Consider the following 18,863-nt stretch of genomic DNA (forward strand, 5'->3'; position numbering starts at 1 on the left):
GGCGGGCCGTGGAGCGAAGCGGGTTCCGCCCGCTCTTCCGGTGCGCATATGTCAGATGTGGTTGAAAATGCGACCGGGTTCGCTCCGGATCGGCGCCTGCCCCGGCCCTGGTGGCGCAAACGCGACCGTGTCCCACTTCACAAGGCGTTTACATCCGGAAGGCGCGGGCACGCGCTTTTGTCGCCCTTCCGCGCCGACCGGTGACTGTCAGTGGCGTACGGCATGATGCGAGGCGTGACGCAGCAGACGCAGCAGCCCCGGCGAACCATGCTCCTCGACACCGCCTCCCTGTACTTCCGGGCCTATTTCGGGGTCCCGGATTCCGTGCGGGCCCCGGACGGCACACCGGTGAACGCCGTGCGGGGCCTGCTCGAATTCATCGACCGGCTGGTCAAGGACCACCACCCGGACGATCTGGTCGCCTGCATGGACGCGGACTGGCGGCCGCAGTGGCGGGTCGACCTGATCCCCTCCTACAAGGCGCACCGCGTCGCCCAGGAGACCGAGACCGGCCCGGACGAGGAGGAGGTGCCCGACACGCTCTCGCCCCAGGTGCCGGTCATCGAGGCGGTCCTGGACGCGCTGGGCATCGCGCGCGTGGGCGTCGAGGGGTACGAGGCGGACGACGTGATCGGGACGTTCGCCGGCCGCGCCACGGGCCCGGTCGACATCGTCACCGGCGACCGCGACCTGTACCAACTGGTCGACGACAAGCGGGAGGTGCGCGTGCTGTACCCGCTCAAGGGCGTCGGCATGCTCCAGGTCACGGACGAGGCCTGGCTGCGCGAGAAGTACGGCGTCGACGGCGCGGGGTACGCGACTCTGGCACTGCTGCGCGGCGACCCGAGCGACGGCCTGCCGGGGGTGCCGGGCATCGGCGAGAAGACGGCCGCCAAGCTGCTGGCCGAGTTCGGCGACCTGGCCGGGATCATGGCGGCGGTCGACGACCCGAAGGCCAAGCTCACACCGTCCCAGCGCAAGCGTCTCGACGAGTCCCGGCCGTACGTCGCCGTCGCGCCCGAAGTCGTCCGGGTGGCCGGAGACGTACCCTTGCCGGACGTGACCACCGCGCTGCCCCACGCACCGCGCGATCCGGCAGCTCTGGACGAGCTCGCGACACGCTGGGGCCTGGGTGGTTCGCTGGCGCGGCTGTTGACGACACTCCACAGGTGAAACGGCAACCCGATTCCCAAGAATAGGCAATGAGGTTCTCACGAAGGGGGGCGCCAGTGGACGGTGAGGTGCTAACTTAGGCAAGCCTAAGCGAACTTCGGGAGGCTGTCATGGCAGAGCGTCCGGCACGGAAGGCCCCCAAGCCCCACGCCGCGAGCGTGATCCGCACAGAACGACTCACACCGCATATGCAGCGTGTGGTCCTCGGCGGCGACGGCCTGGCCGAGTTCACCGCGGGCACGAGCACCGACCACTACGTCAAACTGCTGTTCGGGGCCGAGGGCGTGACCTATCCCGAGCCCTTCGACATGGCCCGGATCCGCGAGGAGTTCCCGCGCGACCAGTGGCCCGTGACGCGTACGTACACGGTGCGCGCCTGGGATCCCGAACTGCGCGAGCTGACACTCGACTTCGTGATCCACGGCGACGAGGGTCTCGCCGGACCGTGGGCGACACGCGTCCAGGCCGGCGAGGTCGTCCGGTTCCTCGGCCCCGGCGGGGCGTACGCCCCCGACACCGGGGCGGACTGGCATCTGCTGGCCGGTGACGAGAGCGCGCTGCCCGCGATCGCCGCCTCGCTGGAGGCCATGCCCGACGGTGCGCGGGTGCACGCCTTCGTGGAGGTCGCGGGGCCCGAGGAGGAGCAGAAGATCGACTCCGACGTGGAGGTCGTCTGGCTGCACCGCGGCGACCGGCCGATCGGCGCCGCGCTGGTCGAGGCCGTGCGGGGCCTTTCGTTCCCCGAGGGCAGGGTGCACGCGTTCGTGCACGGTGAGGCCGCGTTCGTGAAGGAGCTTCGCCGGCTGCTCCGCGTCGAGCACGAGGTCGCCCGTGAGGATCTGTCCATCTCCGGGTACTGGCGGCTGGGGCACAACGAGGACGGGTGGCAGGCCGCGAAGCGGGACTGGAACGCGCGGATCGAGGCGGAGCAGGAGGCTCCCCCGGTCGCCTAGTCACAGCCCCGCGGCCCCGCGCCCCTGACGGGGGCGCGGCCCTTCTAGACCGAGCGCTGGTACGACCTGAACGTGCGGATCGACAGCCATACCGCCGTCACCGCCAGGGCGAGCAGTGCGCCGCCCCTCGTCAGTACGCCGCTCCAGTCCGGGTTCTCCGACATCGCCGAACGGCCCGCCACCATCGCCCAGTTCAGTGGGTTGCAGTCGGCGATGTCGCGCATCCAGCCGGGCATCCGGGAGGGGGCCATGAAGGCCGAGGAGAGGAAGGTCAGCGGCAGCAGCAGGAAGGTGTTGATGCCGATGAGCGACTCCCGTTGGCGCACCAGCATGCCGAGCGCGTTGGAGAACGCGCCGAAGACCGTGCCGAGCAGCGAGGCCGCGACGACGAGGACGAGCAGGCCCGTGGCCCCGCCGGGATAGTCCGCGCCGCCGAGTTTGCCGAGCAGGATGATCAGCAGGGACTGCACGGCCGTGGTGAGCGCCTGCTGCACGACGTTGGCGTTCATCAGGGCGCCGCGGCCGACCGGAGTGGTCAGGAACCGGTTCAGCGTGCCGCGCTCGATCTCCTCCAACGTGCCCATGCCCGCCCACATGTTGGAGCTGAGCGCGCTCATCACGACGATGCCCGGCACGAGGTAGTCGAGATAGCTGCTCGTGCCGAAGCCGCCGAGCTCGACGACCTCCTTGAAGAGGTTGCCGAACAGGAACAGCCAGATCGCGGGCTGGATCAGCATCATCACGACGTACGCGGGCTGGCGCAGTACCGCCGTCAGTTGACGCTGCGTCATGTACCAAGTCTGGGTGAGGGTGTTGGTGCTCATCGGGTGCCTCCCGTGAGGGCGAGGCCGTCGGTTCCCCCGGCCGCGACCGCTGCCGCCGCCTCGGCTTCGGAGTAACGGCGGCCCGCGTAGCGCAGATAGACGTCGTCGAGCGACGGACGGGCGACGGTGGCGGCGCTGACGGCGGCCCCGGCGCGTTCCAGGGCGGTGAGCAGGGCGGGCACGGCCGCGGCCCCGTCCTCGGCGCGGACGCTGATGCGGCGGCCGTCGAAGAGCGCCTCGTACACGCCGGGCAGGGCGGTGAGGGTGCCCGTCAGGAGCGTACGGCCGGCCTCGCCGACCGGGCGGCGCAGTTCCACATGGACGGCGTCGCCGCGGAGTTCGCCCTTGAGGGCGTCCGGGGTGCCCTCGACGACGACCCGGCCGCGGTCGACGATCGCGATGTGCCCGGCGAGGCGGTCGGCCTCTTCGAGGTGGTGTGTGGTGAGCAGGATGGTCAGGCCCTCGTCGCCGGCGAGGCGGGCGACCTCGTCCCACATCGCGGTGCGCGCCTCGGGGTCGAGGCCGGTGGTCGGCTCGTCGAGGAAGAGGACCTCGGGCCGGTGGACGAGGCCGAGAGCGATGTCGAGGCGACGCTGCATGCCCCCGGAGTAGCCCTTGACCTGGCGTCCTGCCGCGTCCGTGAGGTGGAAGCGGGCCAGCAGCTCGTCCACCCTCCGGCGGAGGTCCGCGCCCTTCAATCCGTAGAGCCTGCCCTGTAGTTGGAGGTTCTCGCGGCCGGTGGCCACCGGGTCCGCGCCGGACTTCTGGGCGACCACGCCGATCGCGCGGCGCACCCGGTCCGGGTGGCGCAGGACGTCGTGGCCCGCGACCGTGGCGGTGCCCGAGTCGGGGCGGGCGAGGGTGGTGAGGATCTTGACGGTGGTGGACTTGCCGGCGCCGTTCGGGCCGAGGAGTCCGAAGACGGTGCCCGCCTCGACGGTGAGGTCCATGCCGCTGAGGGCGGTGACATCACCGGGGTAGGTCTTGATCAGCTGACGCGCCAGCACTGCGGGCGCACGGGTGCTCATGACGACTGCTCTCCTGGGTGAGCGGATGACAGCTGATCCGCGTGAAGAGCGCCGGGCTATCCTGGGTGTGCCGCACCTCGATCGCCTGGCCTGCCTCACCGCGGAGTCGGCTCGGGGTTCGAGACCCTGGCGGAGCTGCTCCAACAGCTCTGCCGGGGTCTGTTCTGCTTGCTCCTGTCTCACTCCTTCTCGAAGTGACTCACTCCTTGTCGAAGTGGCGGGCCTCCAACTCCTCGAACTCCGGCGGCACTTCCCCGGTCTCGTGGAAGTTCCGCCACTCCTTGACCCCGTCGAGCGCTCCGGAGCCGAGCTCCCGCAGAAAACCGCGGACCCACTCGGCCTGCGCCTCGACCATGTGCAGTTGGTACTCGCTCTCGACGAGGAAGATCCGCGGCAGCGTCTCGTACAGCTTCGCCAGGCCGCCGCGGGCGCTGGCCGCCTGCACGTCCAGCACCTTGAGCCGCTCGGTCAGCAGACGCGCCACCTCGTCGGGATGGATCACCGCCATCAGCGAGAGGGCGGCCTCGAAGATCGGGAACTCACGTGCCGGGACGGAGAGCAGGTCCGACAGCCACTCCGTCGCCTCCTCGCGCCCGGCGTCCGTGATGCCGTAGAGCGTGCGCTCGGGGCGGTTGCCCTGCCGCTGCACCTCGGCGACCTCGACGAATCCGTGCTTCTCCAGGTTCTGCACGACCGTGTAGAGCGAGCCGTAGTTGATCTTCAGGCTCGTGTCCTTGCCGCGGCTGCGCAGGGTCTGGGCGATCTCGTACGGATGCATCGGCCGCTCGGTGAGCAGCACCATGACGGCCAGCGCCAGCGGGTTGCCGAGCTTGCGGCGCCTGGTCGCCACCGGGATCACCCACCCCTGTCCTCGTAATCCTCGTACGCGAATATCCGTGGCCGAACATATCGCGTATCGACGGCAAGCGTCAATACACACGATGTATCGCGATTCAGGATCCGGCACAAGGGCGTGAGGACTTAGGCCCGGCCTCGACATGGCCGCGTCACGCGGGCGAAACAGGCTCTCCCTAATTTCTGTCACCCGACAGGAATTCCGCCGCGGAGTTCCGCAAGTCGCCGCCAGGATCCCGCTCCCCTGCGCCGAAGGCAGGTGCCGCCGCCGTGACCACTACCGCCCCCTCCGACCTACGCCCCGATCCGCCGGAGTCGTCCGGCGACCGCTCCCTCGCGGAGTTCGGCTACCGCCAGGAACTACACCGCAGCCTGGGCCGGTACGCCTCGTTCGCCGCCGGTTTCTCCTTCATCTCCGTCCTGACGACCGTCTTCCAGTTCTTCGCCTTCGGGTACGCGTTCGGCGGTCCCGTCTTCTTCTGGGCCTGGCCGGCCGTGCTGATCGGCCAGATGCTGGTCGCCGCGTGCTTCGCCGAGCTGGCCGCGCGCTATCCGATCTCCGGCGCCATCTACCAGTGGTCGTCCCGGCTCTCCAACCTCACCTTCGGCTGGTTCGCCGGCTGGATCATGGTGATCGGTCAGATCGTGGTGGTCTCCGCCGCGGCGCTCGCGCTGCAGGTGGTCATGCCCGCGATCTGGTCCGGCTTCCAGCTGATCGGCGACGATCCGGCGCCCACGTCGGCGAGCGGCGCGGCCAACGCGGCGGTCCTGGGCGTGCTCCTGCTGGTCCTGACGACGTTCGTGAACGTCATCGACAACCGGGTGATGTCCCTGATCAACCGCATCGGTGTGACCGCCGAGATCATCGGCGCCGTCCTGATCATCGTGCTCCTGTTCACGCACTCCGAGCGCACCCCGGGCATCACCTTCCACACCGGCACGGCCGCCGAGTCGGGCCTGGTCGGGGCGCTCCTCGTGGGGTCGTTCACGGCGGCGTACGTGATGATCGGCTTCGACAGCGCGGGCGAGATGAGCGAGGAGACGCGCAACCCCCGGCGCACCGCGCCCCGCACGATCCTCACCGCGCTCGGTGCCGCGGGTCTGCTCGGCGGCCTGATCATCCTCGGCGGTCTGCTCGCCGCGCCCAGCCTCACCGACGGCCGGCTCGGCGTCGAGGGGCTGAGCTACGTGCTCACCAGCAGCCTGGGCGACGGCGTGGGCCGGGCCCTGCTCGTGGACGTGGTCGTCGCCATCGCGGTCGCGACCCTCGCGATCCAGACGTCGGCCTGCCGGATGCTGTTCTCCATGGCGCGCGACGGCCAGATGCCCTTCTCCGGACGCCTCGCGAAGGTCAACCCGCGCACCGGTATGCCGAGCGCCCCCGCCCTGGTCGTCGGTGTCCTCGCCGCGGCCCTGCTGCTCCTCAACTTCGCCTCGCCGGAGGCCTTCCTGGCCATCGGTACCACCTGCATCGTGATGCTGTACCTCGCGTACGCGATGGTCACCGGCCCCCTGCTGTGGCGGCGCGTGCGCGGCGAGTTCACGGTCGAGGGCACCGACGAGACGGGCCGCCCCCTCTTCTCCCTCGGCCGCTGGGGCGTTCCCGTCAACGCGCTCGCCCTGCTCTACGGCCTGTTCATGACGGTCAACCTGGCCTGGCCCCGGGCCGAGGTGTACGACCCGGCGGGCGGGCACTGGTACTTCCAGTGGTTCACGGTGCTGTTCCTGGGGGTCACGGTGGGAATCGGCTTCCTGTGGAGGGCTGTACGGGCACGGCGATGACGGGGACCGCCTCAGCCGAGGTCCTCGGGCGCCCTCGCCCGGCCGATCCGGGCGGTCTGGCTCCGCCACCCGACGCCCGGGACAGCCGTCATGATCACCACCGGCTGTGTCATCGATCCCGGCGAGCCTCAGTGCCGTCCGGACAGCCACTCCGGACAGCCACTCCGTCCAGACCTGTGTGGCCGTTCACCGGGAGCGTGGCCGGGAGCTCGTCTCCTTCCAGAACACCCGGGTCCAGAACCGCCTCCCGCCGCCATGGGCCTGGCCGGGACCCGCACCGGTCGGCCGGGCGGCCGGCCGCTGCGTACGCTTGACCAGGTGAGACGTAGATCCCCGGTGCCGCCCTCGCCCCTGCCGCAGCGCGACGGGGTGGATCCGGTGCGGGTGCGGCTGCCGTTCGACGGGGCCTGGGAGACCGTGCGGGATCATCTGGTGGAACGGCTCGCGGCCGGGGCCGGGGTGATCGACGGGATGCTGGCCGCGGGGTTGGTCGTCGGGGCGGACGGGCGCCCGGTCGCGGCCGACGCGGCGTACGTGCCGGGGATGTATGTGTGGTTCCACCGGGAGCTGCCCGACGAGGTGCCGGTGCCGTTCCCGCTGGAGGTCGTGTACCGGGACGAGCACATCGTGGTGGCCGACAAGCCGCACTTCCTCGCCACCACGCCCCGCGGCGGTCATGTCGCCCAGACGGCACTCGCGCGGCTGCGGCGGGAGCTGGGGATCCCGGCGCTCGGGGCCGCGCACCGGCTCGACCGGCTCACCGCCGGTCTCGTGCTGTTCACGGTGCGGCCCGAGGAACGCGGCGCCTACCAGTCGCTGTTCCGTGACCGGGTCGTACGCAAGGAGTACGAGGCGGTGGCCCCGTACCGGGCCGAGCTGGAGCTGCCGCGCACGGTCCGCAGCCGGATCGAGAAGGAGCGGGGTGTGATGGCCGCCCGGGAGGTGCCGGGCGAGCCGAACGCGGTGAGCCGCGTCGAGTTGGCCGGGCAGCGGGGCTCGCTGGCGCGCTACCGGCTGCTGCCCAGCACCGGGCAGACACACCAACTGCGGGTGCACATGGACGCGTTGGGCGTGCCGATCCTCGGCGACCCGCTGTACCCGGTGGTGACCGGCCCCGTGCCGGCCGGTGATTTCCGGCGCCCGCTCCAACTGCTGGCGCGGGTGCTGGAGTTCACCGATCCGGTCACGGGGCACAGACACGCGTACCGCAGCGGACGGACGCTCCTGGCGTGGTCCGCGTACGACGAATGGGCCGGTGACGAGCGGGCTCAGTAGCCGCGCCACCAGCGCAGGAAACGCTGCCAGGCACCGGGCGGGCGCACCGGTTCGGTCGTCGCGGTTTCCGACTCGGGTACCGAGGGTCGGGGTTCGAGCGTGGGCCTCGGTACCGGCACGGGGCTGTCCGAGTCCGGACGCGGCCGGGTCACGGTGTTCACCCCTGGCCGCCGCATGACGTCCTGCGGCGACGCCGGTTCGAACACCACCGGGAGTTCCACCAGGTGTCGCGAGGAGATCGACGCGGTCCACTTCAACTCGTCTTCCTCAACGGCGAGTTGGACGTCCGGCAGGCGCTTGAGGAGTGCGTCGACGCCGGTGTCGGCGATGGCACGGCCGATGTCCTGGCCGGGGCACTCGTGCGGGCCGCCGCCGAAGGCGAGGTGCGAGCGGTTGCCCCGCATGTTCGCCTTCAGGTCCGGGCGGACCTGCGGGTCGATGTTGCCCGGCGCGATCCCGAGGAACAGCCCGTCGCCCTTGCGGATGCGCTGGCCGCCCAACTCCGTGTCCTGCTTGGCGAAGTAGCCGAGCACGGCACTGAACGGCGGCTCGTCCCACAGGGACTGCTCCACCGCCTGGGGCACCGTCATCTGACCGCCGTTGAGCTGGGCGCGGAAGCCCGGGTCGGTGAGGACCACCCGCAGCACGTTGGCGAGGAGGTTCGCCGTGGCCTCGTACGCGGCGAGCAGGACGAGACGCAGGTGCTGGCCGACCTCGTCGTCGTTGAGCCCGGCCGGGTGGTTGATGAGGTAGCTGGTGAAGTCCTCGGCGGGCTCGGCACGGCGGCGGACCGTGAGCCGCATCAGGACGCTCATGACGTACTCGTTGCTGGCGATCGCGGTCTCGGTGCCCTTGAGCAGGTCGCGGGTGGCCTGCACCAGACGGTCGTCGTACTCCTCGGGCATGCCGAGGATCTCGCACAGGGCGGCCATCGGCAGATGCTCGGCGAACTGGGAGACCAGGTCGGCGGTGCCCCGCTCGCAGATCTTGTTGACCAGCTGCTCGGTCCAGTGGTTGATGTGCCGGCGCAGGTCGCGGGGGTTGATGGTCGACATCGCGCCCATGACCGCCCCGCGCAGTCGCAGGTGCTCGTCCCCCTCCGCGTGGGAGCAGATGGGCTGCCACGCGATGAGCGGCATGAGCGGGTGGTCGGCCCCCGCGGTGCCGTCCAGGAGGGCGGTCCAGACCCGGCTGTCGCGCGTGTAGACGGCCGGGTTGCTGACCATGTGGAGGTTCTCGCCGTGGCCGAGCACCATCCAGAAGCGCACGTCGTTGTGGAGCAGCACGGGCGCGACGGCGCCGTGCTCGGCGCGGAGTTTCTCGTAGAGGCCCGCCAGGTCCTGCGCCTCGGGTCCGTACAGGCGGCGCAGTCCGCCGGGGCCGGTGCCGGGTCCGGTGACGTGGGCGGGGCAGCCCGGCGGCGGGCCGGACATGGGGTCGTCCGTGTCGGTCAGGGAGTGGGGTTCAGGCGTCACGGTGGTCGCTTTCGAAGGTGAAGTCGTTCTGGTCTCTGGGGTGTTGGGCCTAGAGGCTCGGCTGCAGGGCCCGCTGTTCCGGGTGGCCGCGGTGCTGGGGAGTCCGGGCCGTGCGTACGCGGCTGGGATCGAGGTGGGTCAGGTGCTCGACGCCGCCATGGCGATCGAGTGCAGGAAGCGCATCAGCGTCATCAGGACGTCCCGGCTGGAGGCCCGGCGGCGCGCGTCGCACTTCACCATGGGGATCTCCTCGGAGAGGTCGAGCGCCACCCGCAGGTCCTCCATGGGGTAACGGGGCGCGTCCGGGAAGTCGTTGACGGCGACGACGAACGGTACGCCGCGCTCCTCCAGGCGTCCGATGACGTCGAAGCTGACTTCCAGCCGGCGGGTGTCGACGAGGACGACCGCGCCCAGGGCGCCCTCGAACAGGCCGTTCCACAGGAACCAGAAGCGCTCCTGGCCGGGGGTGCCGAACAGGTACAGCACGAGTTGCTCGGTGATGCTGATACGGCCGAAGTCCATGGCCACGGTGGTGGCCGTCTTCGTCTCCGAGCCGTAGTTGTCGTCGACACCGATGCCGGCCTGCGTCATGGTCTCTTCGGTGGTCAGCGGCCTGATCTCGCTGACGGAGCCCACCATCGTCGTCTTGCCGACCCCGAAACCGCCCACGATCACGATCTTCACCGCGGCCGCGGCCGTGTGCGGGAGATGGTCCTCGGCGCGAGGTCCGGGAATGGTGTCAGAGCTTTTGAAGTCCATGCATCACCGCTTCGAGGAGGGAACGGTCGGGCAGCTCCGCGCGGACGATCGGAGCACGCGCCTGTACCAGTTCAGCCGCCAGCAGCTCGGTCAGCAGTACGGTCACCACGCTGAACGGCAGGTTGAGATAGGCCGAGAGTTCGGCCACTGACATGGGGGCCAGGCAGAGCCGGAGCAGCGCCGACTGCTCCGGCTGGGCGGTGGGCGGGGCGTCGGCGCACGCCACGATTAAGGTCACCAGGTCGAGTTCGGCGCGGTCGCCGCCCTCGGCCTGGCCGGTGACGACGTACAGCCGTTCCGGTTCGCGGGTCTCGCCGTCGCCGCCCTCGCCGCCCTGTCCGCCAGGTCCTCCCGGCTCCTGGGCCGGGAGTGCGGGTTTCTCCTTCGGTGCCTCCTTGGGGAAGCGCCGTCGTCGTTGCGGAGGAGTCATACGGTCTGCCCGTTCCGCCGGGGCGGACTCGTGAGGTGAGCACCGATCCGTACGACGAGGTCGCGCATGCGGGCGCTCATGAGCCCGGCGTCCACATGCGCCTCGGCCAGCACGGCGAGGTAGGCGTTGGGGCCGGCGGCCATCATGTAGAAGTAGCCGCCCTCCATCTCGATGATGACCATGCGCATCTTGCCGTCGGTGTCGGGGATCTCGGTCGCGACGGCGCCCGCGAGGCTCTGCAGTCCGGCGCAGGCCGCGGCGATGCGGTCGGCGGCGTCGGGGTCACCGCCGTACCGGGCGATGCGCAGTCCGTCGGCGGAGAGCACGACGACCTGCCGAGTGCCGTACACCCCGTCGGACAGCTCCTTGAGCATCCAGTCGAAGTTGGCTCGCAGTTGGGTCACTTGAGGTCCCCCTCGTCATCGGCCTCGGTGGGGGCCGGACTGTTCGTCTCGCCGGGTGTCTGCTGCTGGTCGCCGTCTCCGCCCTTGAGGCCCGCCATGAAGGCCTCGACCCACAGCCCGGGTTCCTTCTCTTCCTTCTTCTTCTTGGGCACCTGGGTGGACGACCGGGTCCAGTCGATGACGGGACGGCCCTCCTTGCGCGCGGCCTCGGCCTCCGCGGCGGCGGCGCGGGCCTCAAGGATCCGCTGGCTGTACGGGACGCTGATCCGGCTGCGGCGCTGCGGCAGGCCGTTGGCCGTCCACTCGGTGACCTCGGGGACGTCGTCGTCCATACCGTCCCGTTCGGAAACACGGGGCCCGGTGGTGGGCCGGCGCTTCTTGATCGTGCGCTCGGGACCCTTGACGCCACCGAAGTCGACCTTGGGCACGGCGGCGGCGCCGATGCCATGGGCGAGGGCGCCCTCGGGCTCCTCGGTGAGCAGTTTGCGCGGCACGACGAGCACGGCGCGCACGCCGCCGTACGCGGACTGCCGCAGGGAGACCTGCATCTTGTACATGTCCATGAGGCGGCCGACGACGGCCAGGCCGAGCCGGGGGTCCTCACCGAGGTTGTTGAGGTCCGGGCCGAGCGCCGCCCGCGCGAGCATCGCCTCGGCCCGTGTGCGGGCCTCCTCGCTGAGGCTGACGCCGGCGTCCTCGATCTCGATGGCGACGCCGGTCTGCACCTCGACGGCGGTGACGTGCACCTTGGTGTGCGGCGGCGAGTAGCGGGTGGCGTTGTCGAGGAGTTCGGCGGCCGCGTGGATGACCGGCTCGACGTGGATGCCGTTGACGGCGATCTTGGCGATGGAGTGCAGCTCGATGCGCCGGTACTCCAGGATCCGGGACATGGCGCCGCGCAGCACGCTGTACAGCGGTACGGGCTTGGGCCACTGGCGGCCCGGACGTCCGCCGCCGAGGACGGCGATCGAGTCCGCGAGACGGCCGATCAGCGCGGTGCCGTGGTCGATGCGCAGGAGGTCGTCGAAGACCTCGGGGTTGCGCCCGTGGTCCTCCTCCATCTCGCGCAGTTCCACGTTCTGCTGGTGGACGATCGCCTGGACACGGCGGGCGATGCTGACGAAGGAGCGCTGCGCGGCCTCGCGCTGCAGTTCCTCGTGGTCGATGATCCGCAGCAGTTCGAACAGCAGCGCCCGCTGGGACTTGGGGATGGTCAGCTGGGCGGGGTCCTCGTCGATGATCACCCGGACGGTGTCCTGGGGCGACGAGCCCTTGCGCATCACGTCCAGCGCCGCGGGCAGCAGTTCCTCGCGGAGGTGGTCGATCTCGGCGTCGTGCAGGGAGACGCGCCGTTCCATGACTTGGGTCCGGTGGGCGAGCTCGGCTCGCGCCGCCCGGACGGCACGGCCGCGGCGGACCACCTGGGCGGCTGTCGCGGTCACGAGCACTGTCGCGATGGCACCGCACCAGCCGACAGCGGTCCGGGCGGGGCCCGTCAGCAAGGCGACGGCGGCCCCGGTCGCCGCGGCCATCGCTATGGCAGGCAGCAACAACGCGCGCGCGTAGGGAACTTCTCGGCCACCGGGAGGCGATTGAACACTCACCATGTATGCCCTCTGAGACAAATCGACTGGAGGTCGGGGGAGGTAACTGGATCTACAGAACTTTGGGGAACAAGCGCACGAATACACCTCAACTCGGTGCGCTGCGGGCGAGCTTAGTCCGACCGGATCATCGCTGTGTCATATTCAGCAAGCGCCTGAAATCGCCCTCGCGACAGGAGTACGCTCGGCCCCATTTATACGCAGCGCTGCCATTCGAACACGGCGCGTGACGGGGTACGGGCATACGAGAACCCCTCATCAGAAGGGGTGATGCAGCGTCTGCGGGCCGGCTTCCGGGTCAGATTCCGGCGATGCGCAGGGCCGCGTCCGCGGTGGCTTCGGCGAAGGCCGAGACGGGCCGCTCGGGATCGGAGCGGTGCACGAGGATCACCCCTTCGATGAGACCGAAGAGCAGATCGGTGCGGAGGTCGAGCTCACTCTTGGCGAGCGCACCGCCCGCCTCGGTCGCAGCGAGCAACTGCCGGTAGGCGTCCTTGAGTTCGGCCCGTACGGCGTGGAAGCCGGCGAAGCGCTCCGAGTGGACCTCGGGCAGCAGATAGAGCCCGCCGAGGTTGTGCGAGCCGCCACAGAGCAGCTCGACGTCCGTGCGGCACAGGTCCCAGAGGCGGTCCGCGGCGGGGGTGTCGTCCCCGGCGAGGAGCTGCCGGGCGAAGGCCAGCGACGGCGTGACGGTGGACTCCAGGAGCGCGGCGAGGAGCTCCTCCTTGCCGGACACGTAGTGGTACATGGACGCCTGGCGCATGCCCGCCCGCTCGGCGACGGCCCGCGTGGTCGTGGCCGCGTACCCCCGTGTCGTGAACAGCTCCGCGGCGGCGGCGAGCAGTTCGTCGCGCGGCGAGAGGCCGCTGTCCGGCCGCTGCTCGGCGCGCGGCCTGCCCACTCGTCGTCCGCTGGAACCCATGCGTTCGATCCTCGCACACCGTCCCACCAGGCGATCTCGGCGAGGATCACCGGGCGATGCCCGTGCGGGACCGGCAGGCGACCCCGGTGAGGGATCGGTAACGGGGCCGCAACGCGCGGGCAACGGCGGTGACCCGCCCGGCTCCTAATTTCTGTCGGGCGACAGAAATACGAGCACCCGCTCGACCGCACCCATGACCGACCACTGCCGAGCCGGAGGTCCCGCGATGGCGACAGCGACCACTTACGGAGCCCGCGCGCACGCCCGCGCCCAGGAGGGCACCCGCGCCGAGGCCATGCCCGTCGTCCCGGCGAGTGCCTGGCCCGCGCCCCCTTGCGAGGCGGGCCACCTCGTGTGGGCGGAGACGGTGGCGGGCGGCAACTACACGCACAAGGTGCTGGCACGCGGCACGGAGCTGCGGCTGACCGACCTGTCGGGCGACGCCTGCGCCCATCTGCTCCTCTTCGCCGCCGACCGGCCGTGGGAGCGCCTGAACGTGGCCGACACGGTGAAGGTGCAGTGGAACGCCTACCTCGGCGAGGGCCAGTTGCTCCTCTCCGACCAGGGCCGCGTCCTCGCCACGGTGATCGCCGACACCTCAGGGCGGCACGACGCGCTGTGCGGCACCTCCGGTCTCGTACGGAACACGGAGCGGTACGGGGACGGGACGCCGCAGTCCCAATCGCCCGCCGGGCGTGAGCTGTTCAAGCTGGCGGCGGCCAAGAACGGGCTGGAGCCGCGCGATCTGCCGCCGTCCCTGTCCTTCTTCCAGGGCGTGGAAGTACGTGAAGACGGCTCCCTGGACTTCACCGGTTCGGCCGGTCCCGGGGTGAGCGTGACGCTGCGCACCGAGCAGGACGTCACGGTACTGCTGGCCAACGTGCCCCACCCGGCCGACCCGCGGGACGCCTACACGAGCACGCCGCTGGAGGTACTGGCCTGGCGTGCCGAGGCCACCCGGTCGGGCGATCCGCTGTGGGACGCCACGCCCGAGGGCCACCGCGCCTTCCTCAACACCGCCGAGTTCCTTGCCGCGAGGGGGATCGCATGAGCGAGCAGACCGTCGAGAAGACCACCGTCGCGGCCCGGGCCGCCTGGTCGGCCGTCGTCCGCGCGGGCGCCACACTCACCATCACCGACCTGCACGGCAACCAGGCCGTCGACTTCCTCGTGTACGACGCCGGGGACACGAGCGTGCGCTACAGCGCGCCCGACACGATCCAGGCGGAGGGGAACATCTTCCTGACCACGGGCAGTGTGCTCATGTCGAACGAACACACCCCGCTGATGACGGTCGTCGCGGACGACGTCGGCCGGCACGACACGGTCGGCGGCGCCTGCTCCAAGGAGTCGAACACACTACGGTACGGGCACCACACCTGGTCCCAGCACGCCTGTGTGGACAACTTCCTCGCGGAGGGCGCCCGTTACGGCCTCGGCAAGCGCGATCTGGTCTCCAACATCAACTGGTACATGAACGTGCCGGTCGAGAAGGACGGCACGCTCGGCATCGTCGACGGCATCTCGGCGCCAGGCCTCTCCCTGTCCTTGCGGGCCGAACGCGACGTGCTCGTGCTGGTCTCCAACTGCCCCCAGATCAACAACCCTTGCAACGGCTTCGAGCCGACCGCGGTGGAGATGACGATCGGGGCTCCCGAATGAGCGCCGGCGGAGGGACTCACTTCGACACGCTGCTCGTCGCCAACCGGGGAGAGATCGCGGTCCGGATCATCCGTACCGCACGGGAGTTGGGCCTGCGCACGGTCGCGGTGTACTCCGACCCGGACCGCTCGGCACCCCATGTGCGGCTCGCCGACGAGGCCGTACGGCTGGGGCCCGCGCCCGCCAAGGAGTCGTATCTCGACGCGGATCTCGTGCTGAGGGCGGCGAAGGACACCGGGGCCGGGGCGATCCACCCGGGCTACGGCTTCCTGTCCGAGGACGCGGCGTTCGCACGGCGCTGCCAGGACGCGGGCATCGTGTTCGTGGGGCCCACGCCGGAGCAGCTGGAGCTGTTCGGGGCGAAGCACACGGCCCGGGCGGCGGCCGAGGCCGCCGGGGTGCCGCTGGCACCGGGGACGGGCCTGCTCGCGGACGTCGACGAGTCCCTGCGCCGGGCCGACGCCATCGGCTACCCGGTGATGCTCAAGGCGACCGGCGGCGGAGGCGGCATCGGCATGTCCGCGTGCCGCTCGGCGGCGGACCTGCGTGACGCCTGGGAGCGGGTGCAGCGCGTCGCCGCCGCCTCCTTCTCCTCGGCCGGTGTCTTCCTGGAGCGGCTCGTCGAGCACGCCCGCCATGTCGAGGTGCAGGTGTTCGGCGACGGCGAGGGCCGCGTCGTCACCTTCGGTGACCGCGACTGCTCGCTCCAGCGCCGCAACCAGAAGGTCGTGGAGGAGGCTCCTGCTCCCGGCCTGCCTTCCCGCGTACGGGAACAACTCGCTTCCTCCGCCCGGGACTTGTGCGCAAGCGTCGGCTACCGCTCCGCCGGCACGGTCGAGTTCGTCTACGACGCGGCCCGCGAGGAGGCGTACTTCCTGGAGGTCAACACCCGGCTGCAGGTGGAACATCCGGTCACCGAGGAGATCTACGGCGTCGACCTCGTCGCGTGGATGCTGCGCCTTGCCCGCGGCGACTCCGATGTCGTACGGGATCCCGGGTCGCCGCGCGGTCACGCCGTCGAGGCCCGGGTGTACGCCGAGGACCCCTCGCGTGAACACCGGCCCAGCGCGGGCCTGTTGACGCGGGTCGAGTTTCCGCGGGGCGTGCGCGTGGACGGCTGGATCGAGACAGGTACCGAGGTCACGACGGCGTACGACCCGATGCTCGCGAAGGTCGTCGCGTACGGCTCCGACCGGGCGCACGCGCTGGCGCGGCTGGACGAGGCGCTGGCCAGGACGCGGGTGGACGGCATCGAGACGAACCTCGGCCTGGTGCGGGCCGCGCTGTCGGACCCGTCCTTCCGGGCTGCCGCGCACTCCACGGCCAGCCTCGCCGCGGTGAGCGATCCGACACCGCGCATCGAGGTCGTCTCCGGCGGGACGCTGACGACGGTCCAGGACTGGCCGGGGCGGACCGGCTACTGGCAGGTGGGCGTGCCGCCCTGCGGGCCGATGGACGACCTGTCGTTCCGGCTCGGCAACCGGGCGCTCGGCAACGACGAGGGCGCTCCCGGCCTCGAATGCACCTTGCAGGGACCGGCGTTGAGGTTCACGCATCCGACGACCGTGTGCGTCACGGGCGCTCCGGCGCCGGTGACGGTCGACGGGACGGCGGTCCCCCAGTGGGAGCCGGTGACGGTGCCCGCGGGCGGCCTGCTGGAGGTGGGCACCCCCTCGGAGCACGGGCTGCGGACGTACGTACTCCTCGCCGACGGCGGTCTGGACGTGCCGGCCTTCCTGGGCAGCGCCTCGACGTTCACGCTGGGCCGCTTCGGCGGGCACGGCGGACGGGCGCTGCGGACGGGGGATGTGCTGCACGGGGGCGCCGCGGCGGCTTCGTCCGGTGAGCCTGTTCCCCTTGCTGTTCCCGTTCCGGTCGGCGAGCGGCCGGTGTTCGGCTCCGAGTGGCGGGTCGGTGTGCTCGAAGGGCCGCACGCCGCACCCGAGTTCTTCACCGAGGAGGACATCCGCGACTTCTACGCGGCCGAGTGGAAGGTGCACTTCAACTCGGCGCGTACGGGCGTACGGCTGGTCGGGCCCAAGCCCCGCTGGGCGCGCACCGACGGCGGCGAGGCGGGCCTGCACCCCTCCAACATCCATGACACGCCCTACTCGGTCGGCGCGGTCGACTACACGGGTGACATGCCTGTGCTGCTCGGCCCGGACGGCCCCTCGCTGGGCGGGTTCGTCTGCCCGGCGACCATCGCGATGGGGCAGCGCTGGAAACTGGGGCAGCTGCGGCCCGGGGACACGGTGCGCTTCGTCCCGGTGACCGTGCCCGAGGCCGCGCGGCTGCGGCGTACCCCGGCCGCCGCGCCGGTCGCGGGCCGTGCGGAGATCGCCGACGGCGGCGTACTGGCCCGGGACGCCGACGTGACGTACCGGCGCAGCGGTGACGACAACCTGCTCGTGGAGTTCGGGCCCATGCAGCTCGACCTGGCGCTTCGGATGCGGGTGCACGCGCTGATGGAGGCGGTGTCGGCGGCCGAGCTGCCCGGCATCACGGACATCACGCCCGGCATCCGTTCGCTCCAGATCCAGACGGACCCGGACGAGCTCCCGCAGCCCGAACTCCTGTCCCTGGCAAGGGAGATCGTCACCTCTCTGCCGCCCGCCGACCAGCTCGTCGTGCCGTCCCGCACCGTGCACCTCCCGCTCTCCTGGGACGATCCGGCGACCCGCGAGGCCATCGCCCGTTATATGGCGGGCGTGCGCGACGACGCGCCCTGGTGCCCGTGGAACATCGAGTTCATCCGCCGCGTCAACGGTCTCGACTCGGTCGAGGACGTGTACCGGACGGTCTTCGACGCCGAGTACCTCGTCCTGGGCCTGGGCGACGTCTATCTGGGGGCTCCGGTGGCGACGCCGCTCGACCCCCGGCACCGGCTCGTCACCACGAAGTACAACCCGGCGCGCACCTGGACGGCCGAGAACTCGGTGGGCATCGGCGGGGCGTATCTGTGCGTCTACGGGATGGAGGGGCCCGGCGGCTACCAGTTCGTCGGCCGTACGACGCAGGTGTGGTCCGGGTGGCAGCAGCGGGGCGCGTTCGAGCCGCGCTCGCCCTGGCTGCTGCGCTTCTTCGACCGGATCAAGTGGTATCCGGTGGACGCGGACGAACTGCTGGACCTGCGCTCCGACATCACCTCGGGCCGCTTCGTCCCGAGGATCGAGGAGGGCACGTTCTCCCTCGCCTCGTACGAGGCCTTCCTCGCCGAGAACGCCGACGCGATCGAGGAGTTCCGCACCCGGCAGGGCGCGGCCTTCTCCGCGGAGCGCGACGCCTGGGAGGCGGCGGGCGAGTTCACCCGCGCGGAGGCGGTGTCGGCTCCGGCGGCCACCCCCGTGCAGGTGACAGTGCCCCCGGGCGCCCGCCTGGTCGAAGCCGAATTCGCCGCCTCGGTATGGCAACTCAACGTCCAACCGGGCGACACGGTCACCCAGGGCCAGCCCCTGCTGGCCCTGGAGGCGATGAAGATGGAGTCCCGGGTCCCCTCCCCGATGGACGGCGTGATCCTGGACCTCCTGGCCAAACCGGGCGACCAGGTGGAGGCAGGAACGGCGCTGGCGGTGGTGGGCCCGCCACCGACCTGAGCCCCTGCGCCACGCCGTGCGTCTGCGGGCAGGCGGCGCACCCACCCGCCTGCGCAGGCACCCCGCCCACCCGTCCGTGGGCAGGCGCTCCCGCCCGTCCGTCTGTGGGCAGGCGTTCCGCAGG

Annotated in this window: 16 protein-coding genes; 7 read left to right on the plus strand and 9 right to left on the minus strand. The window is 71.0% G+C overall.

Annotated elements, in window-relative coordinates; translation table 11 throughout:
- Window positions 1-225: 225 nt before the first annotated feature.
- On the plus strand, window positions 226-1,173 hold the full coding sequence (locus ACH4YP_RS24690; RefSeq protein WP_361063073.1) for a 5'-3' exonuclease: 948 nt from the start codon (window positions 226-228) through the stop codon (window positions 1,171-1,173).
- 110 nt (window positions 1,174-1,283) lie between these two features.
- Window positions 1,284-2,126, plus strand: coding sequence for a siderophore-interacting protein (locus ACH4YP_RS24695; RefSeq protein ID WP_361063061.1), 843 nt, complete (start codon window positions 1,284-1,286; stop codon window positions 2,124-2,126).
- A 44-nt stretch (window positions 2,127-2,170) separates the two neighbouring features.
- Here ACH4YP_RS24695 and ACH4YP_RS24700 read toward each other — a convergent pair whose 3' ends face one another.
- The 3 genes from ACH4YP_RS24700 to ACH4YP_RS24710 form a co-directional block, all read right to left on the minus strand.
- Complete coding sequence (locus tag ACH4YP_RS24700) at window positions 2,171-2,950, minus strand: ABC transporter permease (protein ID WP_361063058.1); 780 nt, start codon at window positions 2,948-2,950, stop codon at window positions 2,171-2,173.
- On the minus strand, window positions 2,947-3,978 hold the full coding sequence (locus ACH4YP_RS24705) for an ATP-binding cassette domain-containing protein (protein ID WP_361063055.1): 1,032 nt from the start codon (window positions 3,976-3,978) through the stop codon (window positions 2,947-2,949). The genes ACH4YP_RS24700 and ACH4YP_RS24705 overlap by 4 nt, the downstream gene beginning before the upstream one ends.
- A 199-nt stretch (window positions 3,979-4,177) precedes the next feature.
- Window positions 4,178-4,828: a PadR family transcriptional regulator gene (locus ACH4YP_RS24710; RefSeq protein WP_398492498.1), complete on the minus strand. Its 651-nt coding sequence runs from the start codon at window positions 4,826-4,828 to the stop codon at window positions 4,178-4,180.
- Between the two features lie 275 nt (window positions 4,829-5,103).
- Between ACH4YP_RS24710 and ACH4YP_RS24715 the strand changes: the two genes are divergently transcribed.
- Complete coding sequence (locus ACH4YP_RS24715; RefSeq protein ID WP_398492500.1) at window positions 5,104-6,615, plus strand: amino acid permease; 1,512 nt, start codon at window positions 5,104-5,106, stop codon at window positions 6,613-6,615.
- 318 nt (window positions 6,616-6,933) lie between these two features.
- Window positions 6,934-7,890, plus strand: a complete 957-nt coding sequence (locus tag ACH4YP_RS24720; RefSeq protein WP_398492502.1) for an RluA family pseudouridine synthase — start codon at window positions 6,934-6,936, stop codon at window positions 7,888-7,890.
- On the opposite strand, the gene ACH4YP_RS24725 is transcribed toward ACH4YP_RS24720, so the two are convergent.
- The 6 genes from ACH4YP_RS24725 to ACH4YP_RS24750 all read right to left on the minus strand — a co-directional run bounded on the left by ACH4YP_RS24725 (window position 7,884) and on the right by ACH4YP_RS24750 (window position 13,484).
- On the minus strand, window positions 7,884-9,365 hold the full coding sequence (locus ACH4YP_RS24725; protein ID WP_398492504.1) for a cytochrome P450: 1,482 nt from the start codon (window positions 9,363-9,365) through the stop codon (window positions 7,884-7,886). The genes ACH4YP_RS24720 and ACH4YP_RS24725 overlap by 7 nt on opposite strands.
- A gap of 138 nt (window positions 9,366-9,503) precedes the next feature.
- Complete coding sequence (locus ACH4YP_RS24730) at window positions 9,504-10,124, minus strand: GTP-binding protein (protein WP_398492506.1); 621 nt, start codon at window positions 10,122-10,124, stop codon at window positions 9,504-9,506.
- A complete protein-coding gene (locus tag ACH4YP_RS24735) occupies window positions 10,105-10,554 on the minus strand; it encodes a DUF742 domain-containing protein (protein WP_361063037.1) in 450 nt (149 codons plus the stop codon). The genes ACH4YP_RS24730 and ACH4YP_RS24735 overlap by 20 nt, the downstream gene beginning before the upstream one ends.
- Window positions 10,551-10,958, minus strand: a complete 408-nt coding sequence (locus ACH4YP_RS24740; protein WP_143635607.1) for a roadblock/LC7 domain-containing protein — start codon at window positions 10,956-10,958, stop codon at window positions 10,551-10,553. The genes ACH4YP_RS24735 and ACH4YP_RS24740 overlap by 4 nt, the downstream gene beginning before the upstream one ends.
- The gene (locus tag ACH4YP_RS24745) at window positions 10,955-12,565 is read right to left on the minus strand and encodes an ATP-binding protein (protein ID WP_361063034.1); all 1,611 of its coding nucleotides are present in this window, start codon (window positions 12,563-12,565) and stop codon (window positions 10,955-10,957) included. The genes ACH4YP_RS24740 and ACH4YP_RS24745 overlap by 4 nt, the downstream gene beginning before the upstream one ends.
- A 295-nt stretch (window positions 12,566-12,860) precedes the next feature.
- The gene (locus ACH4YP_RS24750; protein WP_361063030.1) at window positions 12,861-13,484 is read right to left on the minus strand and encodes a TetR/AcrR family transcriptional regulator; all 624 of its coding nucleotides are present in this window, start codon (window positions 13,482-13,484) and stop codon (window positions 12,861-12,863) included.
- 226 nt (window positions 13,485-13,710) lie between these two features.
- Between ACH4YP_RS24750 and ACH4YP_RS24755 the strand changes: the two genes are divergently transcribed.
- Genes ACH4YP_RS24755 through uca form a run of 3 tightly spaced genes read left to right on the plus strand, consistent with a single transcriptional unit; the run spans window position 13,711 to window position 18,739 of the window.
- Entirely contained in the window at window positions 13,711-14,535 is an 825-nt protein-coding gene (locus ACH4YP_RS24755) for an urea amidolyase associated protein UAAP1 (RefSeq protein ID WP_398492509.1), read from the plus strand.
- Entirely contained in the window at window positions 14,532-15,146 is a 615-nt protein-coding gene (locus ACH4YP_RS24760; RefSeq protein ID WP_398492511.1) for an urea amidolyase associated protein UAAP2, read from the plus strand. The genes ACH4YP_RS24755 and ACH4YP_RS24760 overlap by 4 nt, the downstream gene beginning before the upstream one ends.
- Complete coding sequence (gene uca / locus ACH4YP_RS24765; RefSeq protein ID WP_398492513.1) at window positions 15,143-18,739, plus strand: urea carboxylase; 3,597 nt, start codon at window positions 15,143-15,145, stop codon at window positions 18,737-18,739. The genes ACH4YP_RS24760 and uca overlap by 4 nt, the downstream gene beginning before the upstream one ends.
- The last annotated feature ends 124 nt before the right edge of the window (window positions 18,740-18,863 follow it).

The sequence above is a fragment of the Streptomyces sp. NPDC020747 genome, assembly GCF_044334695.1.
Classification (GTDB): domain Bacteria; phylum Actinomycetota; class Actinomycetes; order Streptomycetales; family Streptomycetaceae; genus Streptomyces.

Coding starts and splice junctions, on each gene's coding strand:
- ACH4YP_RS24745 (WP_361063034.1), bottom strand. CDS start 12,565: ATGGTGAGTGTTCAATCGCCTCCCGGTGGCCGAGAAGTTCCCTACGCG.
- ACH4YP_RS24735 (WP_361063037.1), bottom strand. CDS start 10,554: ATGACTCCTCCGCAACGACGACGGCGCTTCCCCAAGGAGGCACCGAAG.
- ACH4YP_RS24690 (WP_361063073.1), top strand. CDS start 226: ATGCGAGGCGTGACGCAGCAGACGCAGCAGCCCCGGCGAACCATGCTC.
- ACH4YP_RS24755 (WP_398492509.1), top strand. CDS start 13,711: ATGGCGACAGCGACCACTTACGGAGCCCGCGCGCACGCCCGCGCCCAG.
- ACH4YP_RS24760 (WP_398492511.1), top strand. CDS start 14,532: ATGAGCGAGCAGACCGTCGAGAAGACCACCGTCGCGGCCCGGGCCGCC.
- ACH4YP_RS24700 (WP_361063058.1), bottom strand. CDS start 2,950: ATGAGCACCAACACCCTCACCCAGACTTGGTACATGACGCAGCGTCAA.
- ACH4YP_RS24705 (WP_361063055.1), bottom strand. CDS start 3,978: ATGAGCACCCGTGCGCCCGCAGTGCTGGCGCGTCAGCTGATCAAGACC.
- uca (WP_398492513.1), top strand. CDS start 15,143: ATGAGCGCCGGCGGAGGGACTCACTTCGACACGCTGCTCGTCGCCAAC.
- ACH4YP_RS24750 (WP_361063030.1), bottom strand. CDS start 13,484: ATGGGTTCCAGCGGACGACGAGTGGGCAGGCCGCGCGCCGAGCAGCGG.
- ACH4YP_RS24695 (WP_361063061.1), top strand. CDS start 1,284: ATGGCAGAGCGTCCGGCACGGAAGGCCCCCAAGCCCCACGCCGCGAGC.
- ACH4YP_RS24730 (WP_398492506.1), bottom strand. CDS start 10,124: ATGGACTTCAAAAGCTCTGACACCATTCCCGGACCTCGCGCCGAGGAC.